The following is a 20,960-nucleotide window of genomic DNA, read 5'->3' as shown; positions in this document are numbered from 1 at the left end:
TACAGTGTTTGGTCTTTTCTGTTAAACAAAATAAACGAATTTTATTGATACGGAGATGGGTATTAATACCCAAAAACATTTTTGCTTAAGTAAATAAGTGCTTGTTTTTTTGAGTCCAGTTAAGTAAGGCCCCTGTTTTAGGGCTTAAATCTAGCTTCAAAATAATTTTGCTTCTATATTTTTCAATAGTTCTAGGTGATAAAAAAAGTAAATGACCAATTTCCTTATTTGTTTTATGTTGCGAAATTAATTTTAATATTCGTCTCTCTGCCAACGTGAAATCTTTTAATACACTATTGTCATCTTCAGTAAAATTTAAAAGATCTTTAATTTTTTGACTAAAAAAAGGAGTATTATTTAAAACAGAGTTTATACATAATTCAATTTCTTCAAGTGCAAATTCTTTTAATATATATCCATAGATATTATATTTCTTTGCTTGTAAATATAATTGAACTTCTTTGTGAAGTGTAATAAGTATAATTTTAGAACTTACATTATTTTTTAAACATTCTTTAGCTACTTCTATACCTGTTAACTTAGGCATTTCAACATCTAAAATGGCTATAGAGGGTTGGTTTTTTAGTATAAAATTAAGTGCAGATTTCCCATCATTTCCTGTACCTATGATATTATACTCTTTTTCAATTAATAAATCTTTCAACCCTTTAATCAATATAGGGTGATCATCAGCTATGTAAATGGTTGGTTTCATATTTTAGGAAATGAAATTTCAATGGTTGTACCTTTATTTAATATAGACTTGACTCTAATTAACCCTTTTAAAAAAATCACTCTATTCTTTAAGTTTTTTAATCCAATACTATTGGGTTTTTGATATTTTTCAAAATAGTTAAAACCAACGCCATTATCTTTTACTGATAAAAATATTCTTTTACGAGTTTCATTAATCATAACTTGAGCAGAATCAGCTTTTGAATGTTTAATAATGTTGTTTAGGCATTCTTGAATTATTCTATATAAATTTAATTCCTGTTTAGGAGTTAATAGATGATCAATATTATCAATATCTCCAAAAACCAAAATAGTTGAATAATGAGAATCTAATTCATAGATCAAGTCTTCAATAGATTTCGTAATTCCAATTTGCTTTATTTGATTAGGTTGAAGATTTTTAGAAATTATACGTATTTCATTGATAGCTTCATTAACTAATTCACAACCTTTTTTATCACTATTAATTAAAACTTGATTTTTTACTAGTAGTAGTTTTTGACCGAGACTATCATGTAAATCTTTGGAAACTCTTTTTCTTTCATTATCTATATAAGATAATAAATTTTGAGAATATAGTCTTTGTAATCGTTGTTTTCTTTTTAAGTATCTACTATTTAAAAAGAAATAAATTAAGGTGATTATTGATAAGCTAAGAACAAGAAGACTAATAAGTAATATATACTTATTCTTTTTTTCTTTTTTAAGAATTAAAATATCACTTTTTTGTTGTTGTATTTTTTGGTCATTTATCTTTTTTTCATGCAACGTTTGGTAATAGTAAAGAATATTTAGTTTCTCTATGTTGAAAATAGAATCTTTGATGTAATTATAAGAATCATAATGTTTCAGAGCCTCTCCAAAATTACTTTGTGCTTTAAATATTTTATATAAAAGTTTTTCAGCATCGATAACATCTTGTGTGTGATGTTGTTTCTTTGCATCAAATAGTACTTGTTTGGCAACAACAAGTGCTTGTTTTAAGTTGTTATTCTTATATAAGTAGTAGCTTCTTAATTTTTTATAATAATGATAGTTATCATTATCTGAAGTTTTTATTAGTTTGGTAGCCAACTCATAATATGTTTTAGCCTTGTTATTTTTGTTGTTGTCTAAATAATATTGAGCTAAATCACAATAAATGTAAGATAAGTTTTTAAACTCATCGTTCTCTTTTTTTGCTTTTTCAACAGCCTTTGTAAGATAAAATTTTTGTTTTTTGTATTGCTTGTTTTTTTTGTATTCGGCAGCTAAATTTTGATAGTCATTAGATAAACCTAAAGTGAAATCTGTTTCAATTTTTTCATTTATAAGTTTTAATCGTTCTTGTATAGCTTTATCAATAAATCCATTTGCTCCATGTATATTAATCATTGCTGATTTTGTGTAAAAAGCATAATGAACATCATTTAAGGAGGTATAATAATCTAATGCTTTTTCATAACTTGAAAGAGCGCTTAGGAAATTATGGCCGTTGTAATAAGCTTGACCTCTGAAAAAATATGCATCAGCAGAATGAATAGAATCTTTATCAGTAAATGTATTAATAGCTATCGTATAATTATCAATGGCTTTTGTATAATTTTTCCCATTAAAATATAGTCCACCTTTTTTTAAATAAATGGCACCAATTAAAAAGCTATCATCAATTTTATTTTTAAATTTTTCAATTTTATTTAGTAGTTTAAAAGCACGTTCTCTTTGCCCGAAATGAGTGTTTATATAATAAATTACTTTGATACCACGGCTAATAGCTTTTTTATATTCTTTACTTTTTATAGCTAACTCAATATATTTTTCAGAGTAATCAACCATTAAATCAAATTCTTTTTTTGATTTCGATAGTTTAATTAAACTATCGAAATTTCTTAGTTGAACTTGAGCAGTTTTAAAAGAATTGATTTTCTTATCTGATCTCTTTTTTTGATAAAAAAAAGAATAGATAATTAAAATAGGTATAAAATAAAGATATTGTTTCAAATGGGGATTTTTAATTTAAAAAATACAATTAAATCAAAAGCGAGGGACCCTATACCCAAATATAGTAAAAAAATGAATAATTGTAAATAGTAAAAAGTCTCTTTTATGATACTATTTTATCTTGTTATACTTAACAAATAAGTTTATCCAAATAATTCTTGATAAACGTAAACTAAAAGGTGTAAGTAAAAAAGATACTATAATTATGGCAATAAAACTTTGTAAAATTGAGAGACCAAAAAATAGTTTAGCAATAATAAAAATAGCTACAAATAAAGCTACTGCGATACCATAGTTAATATACATTGCCCCAAAGAAAAAAGAGGGTTCCATCATGTATTTTAAATTACAATTAGGGCAATTATCATGTAATTTTGTAATCTTTTTAGGATTTATTGAAATTCTGTATTTAAAAAAATCACCTTCATGGCATTGAGGGCATTTACTTTTGAATATACTATATAATTTACTGCCTTTTCCAAACATAATCTTAGGGGTATAAGCTTAAATAACTATTTCGTTTTTGTAAGTTTGTACAAATTTCAACAAAAACAAAAAAACATTAAGTAACAAGAGTTACAAAGTTACTGTAATAAGTTAAAATATATATGTTAAACGTACATAATTTAACAGTTTCTTTTATGGGAACTGATTTATTTTCTGGAATCACTTTTAAATTAAATAAAGGAGATAGAATAGGGTTGATAGGAAAAAATGGAGCAGGAAAATCTACTTTATTAAAAGTATTATCAAAAGATATAGAAAGCAGTGGAGGTACTATGGCCTTTGATAAGGAGGTACGTATAGGTTTTTTACGTCAAGATATCGACTTTGTTAGGGGAAGAACTATTTTAGAAGAAGCATACCAGGCTTTTACTGAAATTAAAGAAATTGAACTTCAATTAGATGAAATAAATCAGCAATTAGTAGAAAGAACTGATTATGAAAGTGAAGGTTATAATCAATTGATAATTGATTTAAACGAAAAAACTGAAAGATATGAACTCTTAGGAGGTTACAACTACCAAGGTGATACAGAAAAAATATTACAAGGATTAGGTTTTCAACGTGAAGATTTTAATAAGTTAACTGATACTTTTTCTGGGGGATGGCGTATGCGTATTGAACTAGCAAAGTTATTATTACAAAATAATGATATCTTGTTACTGGATGAACCAACAAATCACCTTGATATTGAGTCAATTATTTGGTTAGAAAATTTCTTAAAAAATTACCAAGGAGCTATTGTATTAGTATCGCATGATAAAATGTTTTTAGATAATGTAACTAATAGAACTATAGAAATTTCTTTAGGTCAGATATACGATTATAAAAAACCATATTCTCAATTCTTAGAGTTAAGAGCAGAAATAAAAGAAAAACAACTACAAGCTCAGAAAAATCAAGACAAAGAAATAAAAGCTAAGCAGCATTTAATTGACAAGTTTAAGGCCAAAGCAAGTAAGGCATCTATGGCACAATCGTTAATGAAACAGCTTGACAAAGTTCAGCGTATTGAGGTTGATGGAGAAGATAATGCAGCAATGAATGTTCGTTTTAGTATATCTAAAGAACCTGGTAAAATAATTGTAGAGGCTGAAAATTTATATAAAAGTTATGGTGATAAGCACGTTTTAGAAAATGTTGACTTATTAATTGAACGTAATAGTAAAATAGCTTTTGTAGGTCAAAATGGGCAAGGAAAATCAACATTAGCAAAAATGATGGTTGGTGAAATTCCATTTGAAGGAAATTTAAAACTAGGTCATAACGTTCAAGTAGGATATTTTGCTCAAAATCAATCAGAACATTTACCACCAGAAAAAACAGTTTTGGAAATAATGGAAGATGCTGCAACTGATTCTAATAGAATGCGAGTAAGGGATATGCTAGGGTCGTTTTTATTTGGAGGTGATGCTGCAGATAAGAAAGCAAAAGTACTATCTGGAGGAGAAAGGAATCGTTTGGCTTTATGTAAATTATTATTATCACCTTTTAATGTGTTAATAATGGATGAGCCTACAAATCACTTAGATATTGCCTCTAAAAATGTATTAAAAAAAGCTCTTGCTGAGTTTAATGGAACATTAATTATAGTATCGCATGATCGTGATTTTTTACAAGGCTTAACAACAACAGTTTATGGGTTTAAAGATAGAGAGATTAAAGAATATTTAGGCGATATTGATTATTTCTTAGAGCAACATAAAATGGAAAGTTTACGTGAAGCAGAAAAGAAAACGGTTGTAAAAGAGACTAAAGATACTTCTAAAAAAGAAGCGTATAAATTATCTAGAGAGGAAGAAAAAGAACTTAAAAAGTTAAAAAATAAACTAGGTAACATTGAAAATCAAATAGCTGATTTGGAAAGTGAAATTGAAAAAATTGATTTAGAGTTAGCTGAGAATTATGATGAAGTATCTTCAAGGCCTAATTTTTTTGAAAAATATAAAGCAAAAAAAGCTAAAGTTGATACACTAATGGAAGAATGGGAGCTAGTAGAAGAAAAAGTCGAAAAATTTAATTAAGAATAAATACTATGAAAAGATTTTCTTTATTTTTTCTCCTTTTAATTATTTTTTCATGTACTAAAGATGAAGAAATTAAAAAAGAACCAAAGGCAATTGAAATTACTACAGGACTTGAGTTGGTAGACCTTATGGGGAATGTTACAGGGAAAATAGCGAACCCCAATATTTATACAAAAAGAAGTGCCGTGGCAATGTATCCAATACCTACCAATTCCTTTTTAAGTGTAAAATCGACATCTAGTATAAAAAATGTATGGATAGTTAAGGCTATAGTAAGCAAAGAGTTTTTGAATGTAGATTATTCGTCTATTTTAAATACTAAATTATATAGTTCAAGTGAACTAAAACAAAAATCAATCAAATCGTTTGAGGGGCTGAATAAATCATCTTTAAAAATTGATTTTTCAAGTTATCCTGAAGGGCATTACAGAGTTTTTGTTGAGTTAGCAAATGGAGATATTTATTGGAGTAATACATATACAGGTATTATAAAAGGAAGTGTTTTTGATATTGATTTTTGGAAATAATTTATGCTTACTAATTCAGTAGTTACAAGAAATCAAGAAGTATTATTACCTGTTTTAGAAGAAAAAGGTATCCAACTTTTTATTAAAAGAGAAGACGAGATTCATCCTTTTGTATCTGGTAATAAATTTAGAAAGTTAAAGTATAATGTAAAAGAAGCTAAGAATTTAAAAGTAGAAACGTTACTAACTTTTGGAGGTGCTTACTCTAATCATATAGCTGCAACTGCATCTTTTGCTCAATTAGCAGGCTTAAACTCAATTGGAATTATACGAGGAGATGAACTTGCAATTAATTTAAAAGAAGTTTTACAAACAAATTTAACTCTGAAGCATGCTCATAAAAATGGAATGCATTTTAAATTTGTTTCTCGAGAAGTTTATAGGAATAAAACCGCAGCAAGTTTTATTGATAGTTTAAAAGATGAGTTTGGAGAGTTTTATTTAATTCCTGAGGGAGGTACTAACGAATTAGCTATTCGAGGTTGTGAGGAAATTTTGACTTCAGAAGATGAAAAATTCAATTATATTTGTTGTGCAATAGGTACTGGTGGTACCATTTCGGGATTGATTAATTCAGCATATTCCGGTCAAAAAATAATTGGGTTTCCAGCTTTGAAAGGCGACTTTTTAATTAATGAAATTATTAACTTATCAAATAGGAATAATAATTGGAACATAGAAAGTAAGTATCATTTTGGTGGGTATGGAAAGTTTAATGACGAATTAATTACATTTATTAATCAATTTAAAGATGCTACAGGTATTCTTTTAGATCCTATTTATACTGGGAAAATGATGTTTGGACTCTTAGATATGATTTCTAAAAACAAATTTAAGAGGGGTAGTAAAATAATAGCAATCCATACAGGAGGCTTACAAGGTATAACCGGCATAAATGAAAGGTTAAAGAAAAAAAAGAAACCATTAATAAAATAAAGATTTTTAGGAAGGTATATATGAAATTAAAAATAAGTTTAGTACTTATAATAAGTACATTGGTTTTAACAAGTTGTGGTTCTAAAAAAAGAGTAGTTAATTCTAATAGAAAGCAAGTAGTGTTAGAAAAAACACCAGAAAATGTACCAGATATACCACAACTAGAACAAGTAAAAAAAGTAAGAAAAACAACTACTAATCATACTGTAGCTTATATTGAAAAATATGCTCCGATAGCGGTAAGAAAAATGTATGAATATAATATTCCAGCAAGTATAACACTTGCTCAAGGAGTATTAGAGTCAGGGAGTGGTAGAAGTCCTCTTGCAATTCGTTCAAATAATCATTTTGGAATAAAGTGTCATAGAGGTTGGAAAGGAAAAAGAGTAACACATGATGATGATGAAAAAGGAGAATGTTTTAGAAAATATAAATATCCAGAAACATCCTATGAAGATCATTCAAAATTTTTAACATCAAGAAAGCGATATGCGAGTTTATTTAAATACAAACACACAAACTATAAAGCATGGGCATATGGTTTAAGAAGAGCGGGATATGCAACGGATAGAAGGTATCCTCAAAAATTGATAGGTATTATAAAAAAGTATAATCTATCAAAATATGATTATATGAAACTTCCAAAGAAAAAAAATAAATATACACCAGTTAAAACTGTAGGAAATTATTATAAAGTTAAAAAAGGAGATACTTTATTTTCAATTGCTAGAAAGTTTGATGTAAGTGTAAAACAGCTAAAAGAAGTAAACGGATTAAAAGATAATACAATTAGTATAGGACAACATTTATTGTTACAATAAAATAAAAAGCGAAGTATAATATATACTTCGCTTTTTTAATAATCCCCCGATTATCACTACCATGAGTAGTTTTTCTTTTTCGCTTGTTTTTTAATAGCTTTTATTATAACACTTTCTAATTCATTCTTTTTATTGTTTTCCTTTTGTTTTTTTGCAACAAATTTTTTTCTTTTTTTACTTAATTCTTGAATTTTAAGTTGAATTTCTTTACGCTCAGCATGTTGTTTTTTTACATAACTTTTAATTTCTTGAGTAGATTTATTTTGTAAGTAACTTGGTAATTGTTTCTTTTTTAGTTTTTTATATGAAAAGTTTTTATCTTTTGAAGCATCTACTAAATCCCAAGAGGCATTGTTATATAATTTAGAGCTTTTAGTAACAGCTCTTTTTACAACAACGACTTCATCTAAAGCCTCTGCATTAGTATCTTGTTTCGCTTGTTTTTCATACTTTGAAGCTCCTTTATTACCATAATATAAGTAAGTCTTATTAAGTTTTTTATTTAAAATTATAATGTCATTATCGTATGGTGTAACAATATGTACAATATTTTTATTTTGATTAATAGTCATATAATCACCACCACCTAAATGCGCACCTTGTTGCCAGCTTCCAGAAATTCCTTGATTATAATTTCCACAAAAAATAGTATTTATAGTAATGTCTTTTTCTTTAGCATCTGTTATAGCGTCTTTAAAGTTAACCTTACCTTGAGTAAAAGGTTCGTTTCCTGCAATGAAAATCATTTTTAAATCACCTTTATCTTCTCCCCATTTTAATTCATTTATGGAAGTTTGGATTGCTTGACCACAATATTCACTTCCTCCATTAGTAGTTAATGAAAATAAATGTTCAGAAATTTCATCTAGATCACTTGTAAATTTTGAAACTAGTTTGATATACCCTTCTTTAACAGATAATCTACTATTTCCATATTCATACAAAGCAATCTTTAAATTAGGCGATTTTCCTCTACATTTTGCATATGAAAGTTCATTGACAATTTCCCAAAGTTGTGCTTTTGCTTGATTAATAAGGCCATCCATACTATTACTAGTATCTAATAATAAAGCAACCTTAACAGTTTGTTTTTTATCATCATTTTTAATAATTGGATTATTAGAAGCATAGCTGGTTATACCAGTTAATAAATAAATTAATAGAAATACTTTTAATACATAAGTTCTCATAATTTTTTGTTTTTAAGTTTATAAAAAGATTAAAAGTTTGGAGTTGAATTACTATTATTTAATTTCAAAAATCACATGGATTGTAGAAACAAGTTTTATGTTTTCAAATTGAACAGTTTCGTTTCTGTAGCTTTTAATTTTTGAAATGTTAGAATTGTATGAATTAGAATTACCTACATAGTTAATTTGTGCAAAATTTTGATGGTTTTGTTCAATTTCTGTTACTTTAATTGGTTTACCTGTTTTAGCATTAATAGCATTAAGTAAATAATCAGCTTTTTCTTTGGCTGCTTTAATAGCATTAATTCTATTTTTCTTTCTATACTCTGCAAGTTTTGAATGCGTAGCTTTAGTTAAAGAAGCTTCAGTGATCTTTAATTTCTTGAAAATTTTAAAGGCTTGTTTCAATTTTTGAGCCCCAGCTATTTTTAAAGTATATTTACCAATTGAAAGTATTTCTTTTGTCCACCAACCAGTTTTTGAAATTATAGAGTTAACGTCAGAAATAGATAAATTTTTGCTAGGGATATTAATGAGTTGTAATTCCCTTTTTAAAGAGTTTTCTAGTTCTCCTAAAGTGATTTTCTTACCCTTTTCTACTCGTTCTTGTAAACAAATATCAATGTGAATTTCATCAGGACTAACTTCCAATTCAGCTTTTCCTGTAATATTAATATGTGGTCTTTCATTAGTATTTATTTGACTGATACTTGTAGTTGAAATAAAAAGAAGAAGTAAAATGTAAATAGTCTTCATAATGATTTATTGTTTTTTGATAGTGTAAAACTACTACCAACTTTTTCATAATAAAAAGAAGAATGAGTATGTGCCCTTTTTTAATGAGTAAACGGGATAACTAATTTAGTTAACAAGGAAAAATCACAGGGAAAAACCCTATTTTAAGAGGAGAAGCATTTTTTTTATTGGTTTTTTGATGATAAGTTTACATCATATTAAAAGTAAAAAGAACTACTGTAAGTTTTCGGTAAAACTTTTTTCTAATAAATAGGACAGATATTTTTTACAATTTTAAATATCTTTAAAAAGGAAATCATATAAAAATGTGGAAAAAAATACAAATAGTACTCTTTTTTTTAGTAACTCATACACTAGTTTCTCAACAATTAAAAAGTGCAAATTATATTATAAAAGTACAAGTAGTTGATATAGAAAGTAAGAAATCAATACCTAACGCTGATGTGATGGTTAATGGTTCTTTTTATAAATATTCTCCAATAAAAGGCAGATATGAAATAAAAGCTAAAAAAGGAGATGAATTAATAGTAAGGCATTCCGATTTTAATACTGTGTATTATACTATTCAGGGTAATGATGATATTCGGATAGAGGTAGAAAGCACTATAGATAAAAAAGTGTTTAGTAGGGTTTTAAAAAATCCTAGATCTCTCAAAAAGAGAAAAAGAGAATCTTCATACAATGAATACCTTGATTCAGCTAAATTTTATAAGAAAAAAAATATAGATAAAAGTTTATCGTTCATAGAAAAAACATTAAAAGAGGTAGAGTCTAAGTCAAGAAGAAGTGCTTCTTTTAAGGTGTTGGCTGATATTTATTTGTATTGGAAACAATATGATTTAGCTATTGAAAATTATAAAGCATCCTTAAAAGAAAAAGAAAGTGCTAAAGTTCGATTAGAACTAGCCAAAGTTGAGTCTTTGAATAAGCAGTATTCTGAAAGCGAACAATCTTATTTAAAAAGTTTAAAAGGAAGGTTAAGTGCTTATGAGAAATTAACTGCATTTGAAGGTTTAGGTGATGTTTTTAAAGGGAAAAAAAAATTTACTAAGGCAGAATATAACTATAAACAAGCATTAATAATTGCAAAGAAAAATTTAATAACTCCTAAAGTAACAGACTTAAATTCAAAATTAGCTGAAGTGTTTGCTGAACAAGGTAAAATAAAAAAAGCAGATATTTTATTTCAAAATTCATTGCAGTTAGCTAATAAAGAAAATATTAAGCGATCATTAAAAGAAGAACAAAAAGTTGCTGATTTTTATAATAAATCTGGTCGGTTTGATGATGAAATTCAATTACGAAAAGAGAGTTTAAAAAAGGCAAAAGATATTAATATAGAAACAGAAGATAAAGAAACACTTGTAGATTCAATAACTTCACAAAAAATAAATTATAAAATTGGAAATGCATATCTTCAAAAAGAAAATTATCAAGAAGCAATAGCTTTTTTAGAAAAAAGTATTGATGATGCTGATAAAAGTGAAGACTTAATTATAAAAAAAGATGCAACAAGGAAGTTATCTGAAATACACGAAACTGTAGGTGATTACACAAAAGCTTTAAAAAGTTACCAAGATTATGTGAAATTAGTAGATACTTTATATATAAAAAAGGAACAAGAAATACAGCAAGTAAAAAGATTTAGTAAACGAATATTCGATAACCAAAATAGAATTGCAAGTTTAGAAAAAGATAAAGAACTTTCTGATAGTAAAATAAATTTAGCATATAAAGATCAACAATTAGTTGAAGAAAGTAATAAGCGACAAGAAATAATAATTTATTCTTTATTAGGAGGTATGTTGTTAATTAGTTTACTTGTTTATTATATGTATAGAAATATAAGACAGCAAAAATTAGCCAATAATTTACTTGCTTTGAAATCAATGCGTTCGCAAATGAATCCGCATTTTATTTTTAATGCACTAAATTCTGTTAATAGTTTTATAGCTGTAAATGATGAACGAAGTGCTAATCGATATTTATCTGAATTCTCAGTGCTAATGCGTTCTGTACTTGAAAATTCTGATGAAGATTTTATACCACTTTCAAAAGAAATTGAACTTTTACAATTATATGTGAAGTTAGAACATAATAGATTCCAAGATAAATTTGAATATACTATTTCTGTTGATGAAAAAATTCCTTTAGATAAGTATTCTATCCCGCCAATGCTTTTACAACCCTATATTGAAAATGCTATATGGCATGGGCTTCGATATAAGAAAGAAAAAGGGAATCTTATTATTTCTATGAATCAGAAAACAGAAAATACCATAATGATAAACATTGAAGATGATGGTGTGGGTAGACAAAAGTCAATGGAAATGAAAACAAAAAATCAACTAAAGCAAAAGTCAAAAGGAATGAGTACTATAAAAAATAGAATAGGCATTCTTAATGATATGTATCAAGATAAAATATCAGTAAATGTAACTGATAATTTTGCTGATGGAAGAGGTACAAAAGTCGAATTAATATTAAAAAAAGATTAAGCTATGAAAATAAATGCCATCATTGTAGAAGATGAAGCTATAAGTAGAGATATACTTAGAAATTATATAGGAAAGTATTGTCCAAATGTAAAGCTATTAGGAGAAGCAAGCAATATTGAAGACGGGTATGAACTAATTCAGAAGCATGAGTTAGATTTAGTGTTTTTAGATGTTGAAATGCCATATGGAAATGCTTTTGACTTGTTAGAAAAAGTTGGAGATAGAACCTTTGAAACTATTTTTGTAACTGCCTATGATCATTATGCAATAGATGCATTAAATAATCAAGCTTCTTATTATTTATTAAAGCCTATATCAATAGATGAATTGATAAAGGCAGTAAATCATGTTACAGAAATAAAAGAAAAAGAGATAGCACTTGAAAATGAAATATTGACTCCTAAAGAAATTACTAAATCTGGGAAAATTACAATTCCACAGTTAGACGGTTTTGAAGTAATAGATGTAAATGATATTCTTTTTTGTAAAGCTGATGATAATTATACAGAAATATATTTTGAAAACACAAAAAAATTAGTAAGCAAAACATTAAAACATTTTGAAGAAATATTAAAAGAATACACATTTGCTAGAGTACATAAATCGTATTTGGTAAACGTAAATGCTATTGTAAAATATAAAAAAGGTAAAGGAGGGAGTATTGTTGTTTCTAATGGAAAAGAAATAACAGTATCATCAACAAAAAAAGCAAACTTATTATCATATTTTAAATAAATGAAAATTATAAAACCAGTAAACGGAAAATATCCACAGATACCTGATGATTGTTATGTGGCAGAGAATGCTACTATAGTTGGAGATGTACAAATAGGTAAAGAATGTAGTGTGTGGTTTAATGCGGTAATTCGTGGAGATGTACACTATATAAAAATGGGAAATAAAGTGAACATACAAGACGGAGCAGTAATTCACGCGACTTATCAAAAATCACCAACAACTATTGGTAATAATGTATCAATAGGTCATAATGCTATAGTCCATGGATGTACAATTCATGATAATGTTTTGGTAGGAATGGGGAGTATTATCATGGATGACTGTGTAGTAGAATCAAATTCAATTATTGCTGCTGGAGCAGTTGTTACAAAAAACACAAGAGTTGAAAGTGGAAGTATTTATGCAGGGGTACCAGCTAAAAAAGTAAAAGATATTTCAGAAGAACTTATTTCTGGAGAAATAGATAGGATAGCAAATAATTACGTAAAGTATTCTGGATGGTTTAAAGAATAAATAGTTAGTTTATAAAAATATTTTAAAAAGTAAGCCAATGACTTACCAAAAGTAAGTCGTTGGCTTACTTACTCTGTGTTTTTTGTTTGTAGTTTTGCCGAAAAAAAATAAAAATGAAAAAAAAGACAGAAAAATTAGTTGTAAATATTTGCAAAGGAATACTTTTTTTAAGCATGCCATTAGCATTAAGTAATTGTGAGAGTGAAATTAATACTCTATCACCAGATGGAATTAATACTACACTTCAAGAGCAAGGATTGAATGAACAAAATGAAGGCATTTCTTTACCTGTAGATTGTCAAGGAAATGATTGTTCTTCAACTATTTTAGCAAATAAAATAAATGAATTACTTGATAAGAGTTTAAATGAAGAAGAATTATTGTGGTTATTTAATAATGAAGAAGAGGCTAAACAAATTAAAAATTATTTAGAAGTTAATCAAGTTTCAAGTAAAGCTAAAAAAATTGCAAAATTTCAAATTGAAACTAACATTTTAATCGGGTTAACAAGTAAGTTGAAAGTTTTAAAAACTTCAAATTTACCAACTTATATGATTGGAGAATCGTCAGAAGTAAAAGATTTACTTGCTAATTTTTCTAAATTAATAGACTCTAAAGAAATGAGCTATCAAGAAAATTTAGATAAAACTGTATCAAGCTATTTTAAAGTAAGGTTTCCTTATAATAATACCTATATAAATATAGAAACAAAAATAAATCCAGATACTCCAAGTACTATTATAAATGAATTTGAATTATTGAAAATAGATTCATATAGTAATAAAGTTGGGAATAACTTTGTAAACTGGACGCAACAATCTTTTGAGAAAGAAACAAAAGGAAAGCTAACAAAATTAAAAATTTCAGGTTCTTTTGAGTTTATAGTAACATATGAAAATACTGATATGTTAGTTGAAGAGTTTTGGGTGATTGACTTAGAACTTAATAATCAAACAGGAAAACCAATTTCAATAGAACTAGGAAAAAAATAATTTAATAAAATAAAGCTCGGTTTTATAACCGAGCTTTAAAAACTAATCACAGGTTAATCAAACCTATCTACTACTACTACTACTACTACTACTACTAATTAATGTCTATTACTTCTTTTGTGCATTTTTTTCTTAGCTTTCTTCTTTCTTTTATGCATTTTCTTAGCGGTCATTTTTTCAAATCTTTCATATTGCTTTTCGTTTAAAATACTTTTCATTTCTGTTTTAAAAGCAATTAACTTGTTAAGTCTACTATTAGCAACTGCATAACGTTCATCAGCAGAAGGTTTTTTACCACTTTCTTTCATAGCCTTTCTTTTAGAACGTAATTCCTTCTTTTCATTAATTTGCTCAGCAAGTAAAGGTTTTACTCTACGTTGTTGAGAATCCGTCAAATCTAACTTTAAAGCCATTTTTTTAACAGCTAATTCAGTTTGTTGTTCAACTGTCATTCTTTCTTTCTTTTCTTTTTGTGCATTTACAGAAGTGGAGATGCTTATTACAAAAACTAAAAACCCTATTATTTTTTTCATTTTATTTAAATTTTAATTACACATCTATGACTAATCAATCATAAAAAGGTTTAAATTTGGTAGAAATATTAACACTCTTTAACATCTTTATGAAACGCTTTTTATCCTTTCTTTTGAAGCTTGTATTACTATTAACTGTAATCTTTATAATTTTCTTTTATTGGGCATCTTCTTCAACAAAAGAGAAATCTAGTTATGCTGAATTGCTTCAAAACGAGTACTCTACAATAAAAGATAATGATTCTATATATAGTATTGTAACTTATAATATTGGATATTTAAGCGGAATGACAAATAATAGAGCAGTAGCTAAATCAAAAGAACTATTTGATACTAATTTGAAGAAAGTTATTAAGGAAATAAAAAATGTGAATCCAGATATTATAGCATTTCAAGAAATAGATTACAATGCTTCACGTTCATATGAAGTTAATCAAGAAGAAGAAATAGCAAAATTAGGATATAATTACGTAGCTAGAGGTGTTAATTGGGATGAACGCTATTTACCTTTTCCGTATTGGCCACCAAGCATGCATTTTGGAAAAGTAGTTTCTGGACAATCTATACTAAGCAAGTATCCATTAAAAGAATATAAAAGAGTTGTTTTAGAAAGGGTTTCTGATAACCCTTTTTATAGAGATGCTTTTTATTTAGATAGATTATTACAAATAACTAAAGTAGTTATTGAAGATAAAGAAGTGGTATTAATGAATGTACACTTAGAAGCTTTTGATAAAAAAACAAGAGGAAATCAATTACAAAAAGTAATACAATTATTTAAAAAATATTCTAAAACAAACCCAACAATTTTATTAGGTGATTTTAATAGTGATCCAAAATATAAAAATGCATTAATTAAACAAGTTTTTAAGATTCCAAATATTGGTAATGCTGCTTTTTTAGATACTAAATATGAAATGACTTTTGATACAAAAGATCCTTTTGAGCGATTAGACTACATTTTTTACACAAAAAACACGATAGAATATATAAAAGGAAAAGTATTGAAAGAATTTGGTCAATCGTCTGATCATCTGCCTGTTGAGATGAGTTTTAAACTGAGATAAAAGCAGGTTTTATTTTGTTTTATTTAAAAAAAGTAAAATAATGTTAGGATATTAAAAATTAATTTTAAAATATTTGTACTCGTAAAAGTTCAAACACTTATTGACGATGTTATCAAGAAAGGTGGAGGGATTAGACCCTGTGAAACCTTAGCAACCCTTTGCGCAATGCAAAGAAGGTGCTAAATTCTACCAAAACATTACTTCATTTCAAATTTAGAAGTAATAATAAATGGATAGATAACCCAAGAGAAGTTTCTAAATTCAAGAAACATCTTAATTCTTAATAACATTTTTCTAGTAAGCAACATCTTTTAAAGATGTGTTTTGGCTTTTGTTTTAATTTTTTTATTAACTCAAAAAACAAGAAAAATGAGTACACAAAAATTTGCAACTAATGCGTTGCACGCAGGACATGATGTTAAACAAACAGGTGGAACAAGAGCTGTTCCTATTTATCAAACAACATCATATGTTTTTAATGATTCTGATCATGCAGCAAATCTATTTTCATTAAAAGAATTAGGATTTATTTATACACGTTTAAATAATCCAACAAATCAAATTTTACAAGATCGTTTAGCAGCTATTGAAGGCGGTACAGGAGCTGTTGTTTTTGCTTCAGGAACTGCAGCAATTTCAACAGGGTTATTAACTTTGTTAAAAGCAGGTGATCATATTGTAGCATCAAGTAGTTTATATGGAGGAACCTATAATTTATTAAGCGTTACATTACCAAGATTAGGAATTACAACTACATTTGTTGATGCTTCAAATCCTGAAAATTTTGAAAAAGCTGTACAAGAAAATACAAGAGCATTTTTTGTTGAATCATTGGGAAATCCAAAATTAGACGTATTAGACTTAAGAGGAATTTCTGTATATGCAAAAAAAGCAGAAGTCCCTTTTATTGTTGACAATACGGTAGCAACACCTGCATTATTAAATCCAATAGAACATGGAGCAAATATTGTAATTCATTCACTTACAAAATATATTGGAGGTCAAGGAAACTCTTTAGGAGGTGCAATTATTGATGCTGGAACTTTTAACTGGGCAAATGGAAAATTTCCTGAGTTTACTGAGCCTTCAGCTGGTTACCATGGATTGGTATATCATGAAGCATTAGGAGCAGCATCTTATACATTTAAATTAATTTTAGAAGGATTACGAGATTTTGGAGGAGCATTAAGTCCAACAAATGCTTTTCAAATAATTCAAGGATTGGAAACATTAGAAGTTCGTATTCAAAAGCATAGCGAAAATGCTCTAGAGTTAGCTAAATGGTTGGAAAATCAAGAAGAAGTATCATGGGTAAACTATCCTGGTTTAGCAACTAGTAAATATAAATCATTATCAGATTTATATTTACCTAAAGGACAAAGTGGTATTGTAACTTTCGGATTAAAAGGAGGATATGAAGCGGCAAAAACAGTAGCAAATACTACAAAGTTATTTTCACTGTTAGCAAACATAGGAGACACTAAATCTTTAATTATCCATCCGGCAAGTACTACTCATCAGCAATTGAGTGAAGAAGCTCAAGAAAATGCAGGAGTAACAAAAGACTTAATTCGTTTATCAGTAGGGATAGAAAATATTGATGATTTACAAACTGATTTAAAAGAAGCTTTTACTAAAATTCCTCAAGAAGTTTTGGTTTAAAAAAGAAGTTAAAAGAAATCATGAGTATTAAAGAAAAATTAAATCACCTAACTATTTTTAGTTGTATTACAGATAGTGGTGCTCAGTTTACTAATTTACCGTTAAGTTATCAGTTGTTTGGTAAAAAACTGGGTACTGCTCCTGTGATTTTAATAAACCATGCGCTAACAGGAAACAGCAATGTAGCCGGTAAAGAGGGATGGTGGAAAGAATTAGTTGGAAATGAAAGAGTAATAGATACCAATGTGTACACAATACTTTGTTTCAATATACCAGGAAACGGATTTGATGATTTTTTAATTGACGATTATAAAAGTTTTGTAGCTCGTGATATAGCTAAAATATTTTTAGAGGGATTAAAATTACTAAAAATAGAAAAGCTTTTTGCTTTAATTGGAGGCTCTTTAGGAGGTGGGATAGCATGGGAAATGGTAGTTATAAACCCTAAAATAACTGAGCATTTTATACCTGTAGCTACAGATTGGAAATCAACAGACTGGTTAATTGCTAATTGTCAAATACAAGAGCAGTTTTTAGTAAATTCTAGTAACCCTGTTCATGATGCTCGTATGCATGCAATGTTATGTTATCGAACACCAGAATCTTTTAAAAAACGTTTTCAACGATCTAAAAATGAAGAACTACAAATTTTTAATGTAGAAAGTTGGTTACTTCACCATGGAAAAAAATTACAAGAGCGTTATCAGTTAGCTTCTTATAAATTGATGAATCAATTGTTAAAAACAATTGATGTAACCAAAGGTAAAAAAGGAAGTAATGTATTAGAAACGATTGAAGGAGATATTCATATTGTTGGTGTAGATTCTGATTTGTTTTTTACTGCGGAAGAAAATAGAGAAACACATAAAGAGTTAGCATTAGTAAATTCAAATGTAACCTATAACGAAATAAATTCTGATCATGGACATGATGCATTTTTGATGGAACATGATCAATTAGAAAAAATTATTGAACCAATATTCAATAAAAATTCAAAAAATAAAAAAATGAAAATTTTAAAATTTGGAGGAAAATCATTATCTAACGAAGGGATACATAATGTAGTATCTATTATAGAGCAAAAGATTAATGAAGGAGAAAAGGTGGCTGTTGTAGTTTCTGCAAGAGGGAACGCAACAGATACATTAGAAGAGCTATTAGTTAAGGCATCAAAAAATGAAACATATTTAGAACAACTAGAAGCATTTAAATATGAGCAGTCACAAATTACACCATTAGTTGATTTTTCAAAAGAGTTTACTAGGTTAGAAAAACTATTTGAAGGAGTAAGTTTATTAGGAGATTTTAGTGATAAAATAAAGGATGAAGTTTTAGCACAAGGAGAATTATTGTCTATAAAAACAGTAGCTGAGTTACTAGAACAAAAAGGAATTAACACTAAAGCTACTGATGCTAGAGGATTATTAAAGACTGATAAAAATTTGGGTAATGCTCAAACAGTCCTTGATGTTTCAAAAGAAAATGTAAAAAAACATTTCAAAGAGTTTAATGGAACTACGGTTAATATAGTAACAGGGTTTATAGCTTCTAATACAAAAAATGAAACAACAACACTGGGTAGAAATGGAAGTAATTATACAGCTTCGCTCTTAGCAAATTATTTAGATGCTGAAGAATTGCAAAACTATACTCATGTTGATGGAATATTTACAGCAAACCCAGATTTAGTAGAAGATGCAAAAAAAATAGAAGAGTTATCTTTTTCTGAAGCAAATGAATTAGCCAATTTTGGGGCAAACATTTTACATGCAAAAACAATTATTCCATTGTTAGAGAAAAATATAAATCTACGTATTTTAAATACATTTAACCCTGAAGATAAAGGTACTTTGATTACAGCTAAATCAAGTTCTAAGGGTATTAAATCATTATCTGTATTAGATAAAGTAGCGTTACTAAACTTTGAAGGAAGAGGTTTATTGGGTAAGGTAGGTGTTGATGCTCGTATTTTTAAAGCATTAAGTAGCCAGGATATAAGTGTTAGTATTATTTCGCAAGGATCTTCTGAAAGAGGCATTGGATTAGTAGTTGATAAGGATAAATCAGAAGAGGCAGTTAAAGTATTAGAGCAAGAATTTGAAAGTGATTTATTATCTAAAGATGTAAATCAAATATCTATTATTGATAATGTTTCAGTAATTTCAATAATAGGGCAAGATTTGAGTGAATTTCATCACCCTTATAATGCCTTGATTAAAAATCAAATTGTTCCTTTATTATTTAATAATACAATTACGGGTAAAAATGTTAGTCTAGTAGTTAAAAAAGAAGAATTACATAAAGCAGTTAATGTAATTCATGGACAAGTTTTTGGAGTTGCAAAAAAGATAAATATAGCAGTATTTGGAAAAGGATTGGTTGGAGGAACGTTAATAGATCAAATTTTAGAGAGTGCTAAAGCTATTTTAGATAGACGTAAAGTTCAATTAAATGTTTTTGCTATAGCAAACTCCAAAAAAGTAGTATTAACAAAAGCTGGAGTTACCAAAAATTGGGAAAAAGAGTTAGAAAATAGTGAGAACAATTTACAAACTGTAGATGCTGTAATAGCTTATGCTAAGAAACATCATTTAGAAAACTTAATAGCAGTAGATAATACAGCTAGTAAAGGTTTTATAGATAATTATATTCCACTAGTAGAAGCTGGTTTTGACTTAGTTTCGTCAAATAAAATAGCAAATACTGTATCATATGATTTTTATAAAGAGTTACGAAAAACACTAGATATTAATAAGAAAAGTTATTTATATGAAACGAATGTAGGAGCAGGATTACCTTTAATTGATACCATAAAGTTACTGCATGATTCTGGAGAGAATATAACAAGAATTAGAGGTGTTTTTTCGGGTTCATTAAGTTATTTGTTTAATAAGTTTTCATCTGAAAAGGTAGAGTTTTCAGAGGTGTTACAAGAAGCTATAGATAGTGGATTTACCGAGCCAGATCCAAGAGAGGATTTATGTGGAAATGATGTGGCAAGAAAATTATTAATCTTAGCTAGGGAATTAGATTTAGAAAATGAATTTGATGATATTATAATAGAGAATTTAATTCCTAAAGAATTCAGAAAAATATCATCTGAAGAGTTTTTGTCAAGCTTAGAAAAATTAAACCCTATTTTTCAAAAATTAAAAGAGGAACAAGAAAAAAATCATGTGTTAAGATACATAGGTGATTTATATGGAGATTTATCACAAACAAAAGGAAAGTTAGATGTAAAATTAGTTTCTGTACCTGTTAGTTCACCTTTAGGAAGTTTAAAAGGATCTGATGCTATTTTTGAAATTTACACTGAATCTTATGGAGAACAACCTATTGTAATTCAAGGAGCAGGTGCTGGTGCAAAAGTAACTGCAAGAGGAGTATTTGGAGATATTCTACGATTGACAAAAAGCAATAACTAGGCATTAAAATTCATTAAAATATATAAGATCAAAAATATTTTAGATCTATAAAAAAA

At 27.6% G+C, this 20,960-nt stretch carries 17 protein-coding genes and 1 riboswitch; of the genes, 11 read left to right on the top strand and 6 right to left on the bottom strand.

The features are described 5' to 3' along the window. Window positions 1-85: 85 nt before the first annotated feature. The 3 genes from DS884_RS11410 to DS884_RS11400 form a co-directional block, all read right to left on the bottom strand. Window positions 86-715: a response regulator transcription factor gene (locus tag DS884_RS11410; protein WP_093870358.1), complete on the bottom strand. Its 630-nt coding sequence runs from the start codon at window positions 713-715 to the stop codon at window positions 86-88. Then, window positions 712-2,715 carry a sensor histidine kinase gene (locus DS884_RS11405; RefSeq protein WP_113786844.1) on the bottom strand — a complete coding sequence of 668 codons (2,004 nt, stop codon included), beginning with the start codon at window positions 2,713-2,715 and terminating at the stop codon, window positions 712-714. The genes DS884_RS11410 and DS884_RS11405 overlap by 4 nt, the downstream gene beginning before the upstream one ends. Window positions 2,716-2,826: 111 nt before the next feature. Continuing rightward, window positions 2,827-3,201, bottom strand: coding sequence for a DUF983 domain-containing protein (locus DS884_RS11400; protein WP_093870360.1), 375 nt, complete (start codon window positions 3,199-3,201; stop codon window positions 2,827-2,829). A gap of 122 nt (window positions 3,202-3,323) precedes the next feature. Here DS884_RS11400 and DS884_RS11395 point away from each other — a divergent pair, with 122 nt between their 5' ends. From DS884_RS11395 to DS884_RS11380, 4 genes are read left to right on the top strand one after another with little or no spacing between them, the layout of a single operon-like run. Next, window positions 3,324-5,243, top strand: coding sequence for an ABC-F family ATP-binding cassette domain-containing protein (locus tag DS884_RS11395; protein ID WP_113786843.1), 1,920 nt, complete (start codon window positions 3,324-3,326; stop codon window positions 5,241-5,243). A gap of 11 nt (window positions 5,244-5,254) precedes the next feature. Further along, a complete protein-coding gene (locus DS884_RS11390) occupies window positions 5,255-5,773 on the top strand; it encodes a hypothetical protein (RefSeq protein WP_113786842.1) in 519 nt (172 codons plus the stop codon). A gap of 3 nt (window positions 5,774-5,776) precedes the next feature. Beyond that, window positions 5,777-6,709, top strand: a complete 933-nt coding sequence (locus tag DS884_RS11385; protein ID WP_113786841.1) for a 1-aminocyclopropane-1-carboxylate deaminase/D-cysteine desulfhydrase — start codon at window positions 5,777-5,779, stop codon at window positions 6,707-6,709. A gap of 20 nt (window positions 6,710-6,729) precedes the next feature. Further along, complete coding sequence (locus tag DS884_RS11380; protein ID WP_093870364.1) at window positions 6,730-7,530, top strand: glucosaminidase domain-containing protein; 801 nt, start codon at window positions 6,730-6,732, stop codon at window positions 7,528-7,530. A gap of 56 nt (window positions 7,531-7,586) precedes the next feature. On the opposite strand, the gene DS884_RS11375 is transcribed toward DS884_RS11380, so the two are convergent. Beyond that, window positions 7,587-8,720 carry a vWA domain-containing protein gene (locus DS884_RS11375; protein WP_113786840.1) on the bottom strand — a complete coding sequence of 378 codons (1,134 nt, stop codon included), beginning with the start codon at window positions 8,718-8,720 and terminating at the stop codon, window positions 7,587-7,589. Between the two features lie 54 nt (window positions 8,721-8,774). After that, window positions 8,775-9,476: an SIMPL domain-containing protein gene (locus DS884_RS11370; protein ID WP_113786839.1), complete on the bottom strand. Its 702-nt coding sequence runs from the start codon at window positions 9,474-9,476 to the stop codon at window positions 8,775-8,777. Window positions 9,477-9,781: 305 nt separating this feature from the next. Between DS884_RS11370 and DS884_RS11365 the strand changes: the two genes are divergently transcribed. The 4 genes from DS884_RS11365 to DS884_RS11350 all read left to right on the top strand — a co-directional run bounded on the left by DS884_RS11365 (window position 9,782) and on the right by DS884_RS11350 (window position 14,217). Beyond that, the gene (locus DS884_RS11365) at window positions 9,782-11,974 is read left to right on the top strand and encodes a histidine kinase (protein ID WP_113786838.1); all 2,193 of its coding nucleotides are present in this window, start codon (window positions 9,782-9,784) and stop codon (window positions 11,972-11,974) included. 3 nt (window positions 11,975-11,977) lie between these two features. Further along, window positions 11,978-12,709 (top strand): LytR/AlgR family response regulator transcription factor, encoded by a 732-nt coding sequence (locus DS884_RS11360; RefSeq protein WP_113786837.1) that lies wholly within the window; start codon window positions 11,978-11,980, stop codon window positions 12,707-12,709. Next, on the top strand, window positions 12,710-13,225 hold the full coding sequence (locus DS884_RS11355; protein ID WP_093870369.1) for a gamma carbonic anhydrase family protein: 516 nt from the start codon (window positions 12,710-12,712) through the stop codon (window positions 13,223-13,225). It begins immediately after the preceding gene. Between the two features lie 113 nt (window positions 13,226-13,338). Then, entirely contained in the window at window positions 13,339-14,217 is an 879-nt protein-coding gene (locus tag DS884_RS11350; RefSeq protein ID WP_113786836.1) for a hypothetical protein, read from the top strand. 98 nt (window positions 14,218-14,315) lie between these two features. Here DS884_RS11350 and DS884_RS11345 read toward each other — a convergent pair whose 3' ends face one another. Beyond that, window positions 14,316-14,750: a hypothetical protein gene (locus DS884_RS11345; protein WP_093870371.1), complete on the bottom strand. Its 435-nt coding sequence runs from the start codon at window positions 14,748-14,750 to the stop codon at window positions 14,316-14,318. A gap of 89 nt (window positions 14,751-14,839) precedes the next feature. Here DS884_RS11345 and DS884_RS11340 point away from each other — a divergent pair, with 89 nt between their 5' ends. The 3 genes from DS884_RS11340 (at window position 14,840) to thrA (ending at window position 20,904) form a co-directional block, all read left to right on the top strand. Further along, window positions 14,840-15,817 (top strand): endonuclease/exonuclease/phosphatase family protein, encoded by a 978-nt coding sequence (locus DS884_RS11340; RefSeq protein ID WP_093870372.1) that lies wholly within the window; start codon window positions 14,840-14,842, stop codon window positions 15,815-15,817. 106 nt (window positions 15,818-15,923) lie between these two features. Next, a riboswitch (SAM riboswitch) is annotated at window positions 15,924-16,061 on the top strand. Window positions 16,062-16,186: 125 nt separating this feature from the next. Continuing rightward, window positions 16,187-17,479, top strand: a complete 1,293-nt coding sequence (locus DS884_RS11335; RefSeq protein WP_113786928.1) for an O-acetylhomoserine aminocarboxypropyltransferase/cysteine synthase family protein — start codon at window positions 16,187-16,189, stop codon at window positions 17,477-17,479. Window positions 17,480-17,505: 26 nt separating this feature from the next. After that, window positions 17,506-20,904, top strand: a complete 3,399-nt coding sequence (thrA, locus tag DS884_RS11330) for a bifunctional aspartate kinase/homoserine dehydrogenase I (RefSeq protein ID WP_113786927.1) — start codon at window positions 17,506-17,508, stop codon at window positions 20,902-20,904. The last annotated feature ends 56 nt before the right edge of the window (window positions 20,905-20,960 follow it).

This window comes from Tenacibaculum sp. E3R01, assembly GCF_003318185.1.
Classification (GTDB): Bacteria; Bacteroidota; Bacteroidia; order Flavobacteriales; family Flavobacteriaceae; genus Polaribacter; species Polaribacter halocynthiae.
This window is presented reverse-complemented; position numbering and strand designations above follow the sequence as displayed.

What these genes read in the sequence shown, in the direction of transcription:
- DS884_RS11375 (WP_113786840.1), bottom strand. Translation starts at nt 8,720, where the DNA reads ATGAGAACTTATGTATTAAAAGTATTTCTATTAATTTATTTATTAACT.
- DS884_RS11345 (WP_093870371.1), bottom strand. Translation starts at nt 14,750, where the DNA reads ATGAAAAAAATAATAGGGTTTTTAGTTTTTGTAATAAGCATCTCCACT.
- DS884_RS11385 (WP_113786841.1), top strand. Translation starts at nt 5,777, where the DNA reads ATGCTTACTAATTCAGTAGTTACAAGAAATCAAGAAGTATTATTACCT.
- DS884_RS11380 (WP_093870364.1), top strand. Translation starts at nt 6,730, where the DNA reads ATGAAATTAAAAATAAGTTTAGTACTTATAATAAGTACATTGGTTTTA.
- DS884_RS11350 (WP_113786836.1), top strand. Translation starts at nt 13,339, where the DNA reads ATGAAAAAAAAGACAGAAAAATTAGTTGTAAATATTTGCAAAGGAATA.
- DS884_RS11390 (WP_113786842.1), top strand. Translation starts at nt 5,255, where the DNA reads ATGAAAAGATTTTCTTTATTTTTTCTCCTTTTAATTATTTTTTCATGT.
- DS884_RS11410 (WP_093870358.1), bottom strand. Translation starts at nt 715, where the DNA reads ATGAAACCAACCATTTACATAGCTGATGATCACCCTATATTGATTAAA.
- DS884_RS11400 (WP_093870360.1), bottom strand. Translation starts at nt 3,201, where the DNA reads ATGTTTGGAAAAGGCAGTAAATTATATAGTATATTCAAAAGTAAATGC.
- DS884_RS11340 (WP_093870372.1), top strand. Translation starts at nt 14,840, where the DNA reads ATGAAACGCTTTTTATCCTTTCTTTTGAAGCTTGTATTACTATTAACT.
- DS884_RS11360 (WP_113786837.1), top strand. Translation starts at nt 11,978, where the DNA reads ATGAAAATAAATGCCATCATTGTAGAAGATGAAGCTATAAGTAGAGAT.
- DS884_RS11395 (WP_113786843.1), top strand. Translation starts at nt 3,324, where the DNA reads ATGTTAAACGTACATAATTTAACAGTTTCTTTTATGGGAACTGATTTA.
- DS884_RS11335 (WP_113786928.1), top strand. Translation starts at nt 16,187, where the DNA reads ATGAGTACACAAAAATTTGCAACTAATGCGTTGCACGCAGGACATGAT.
- DS884_RS11370 (WP_113786839.1), bottom strand. Translation starts at nt 9,476, where the DNA reads ATGAAGACTATTTACATTTTACTTCTTCTTTTTATTTCAACTACAAGT.
- DS884_RS11355 (WP_093870369.1), top strand. Translation starts at nt 12,710, where the DNA reads ATGAAAATTATAAAACCAGTAAACGGAAAATATCCACAGATACCTGAT.
- DS884_RS11365 (WP_113786838.1), top strand. Translation starts at nt 9,782, where the DNA reads ATGTGGAAAAAAATACAAATAGTACTCTTTTTTTTAGTAACTCATACA.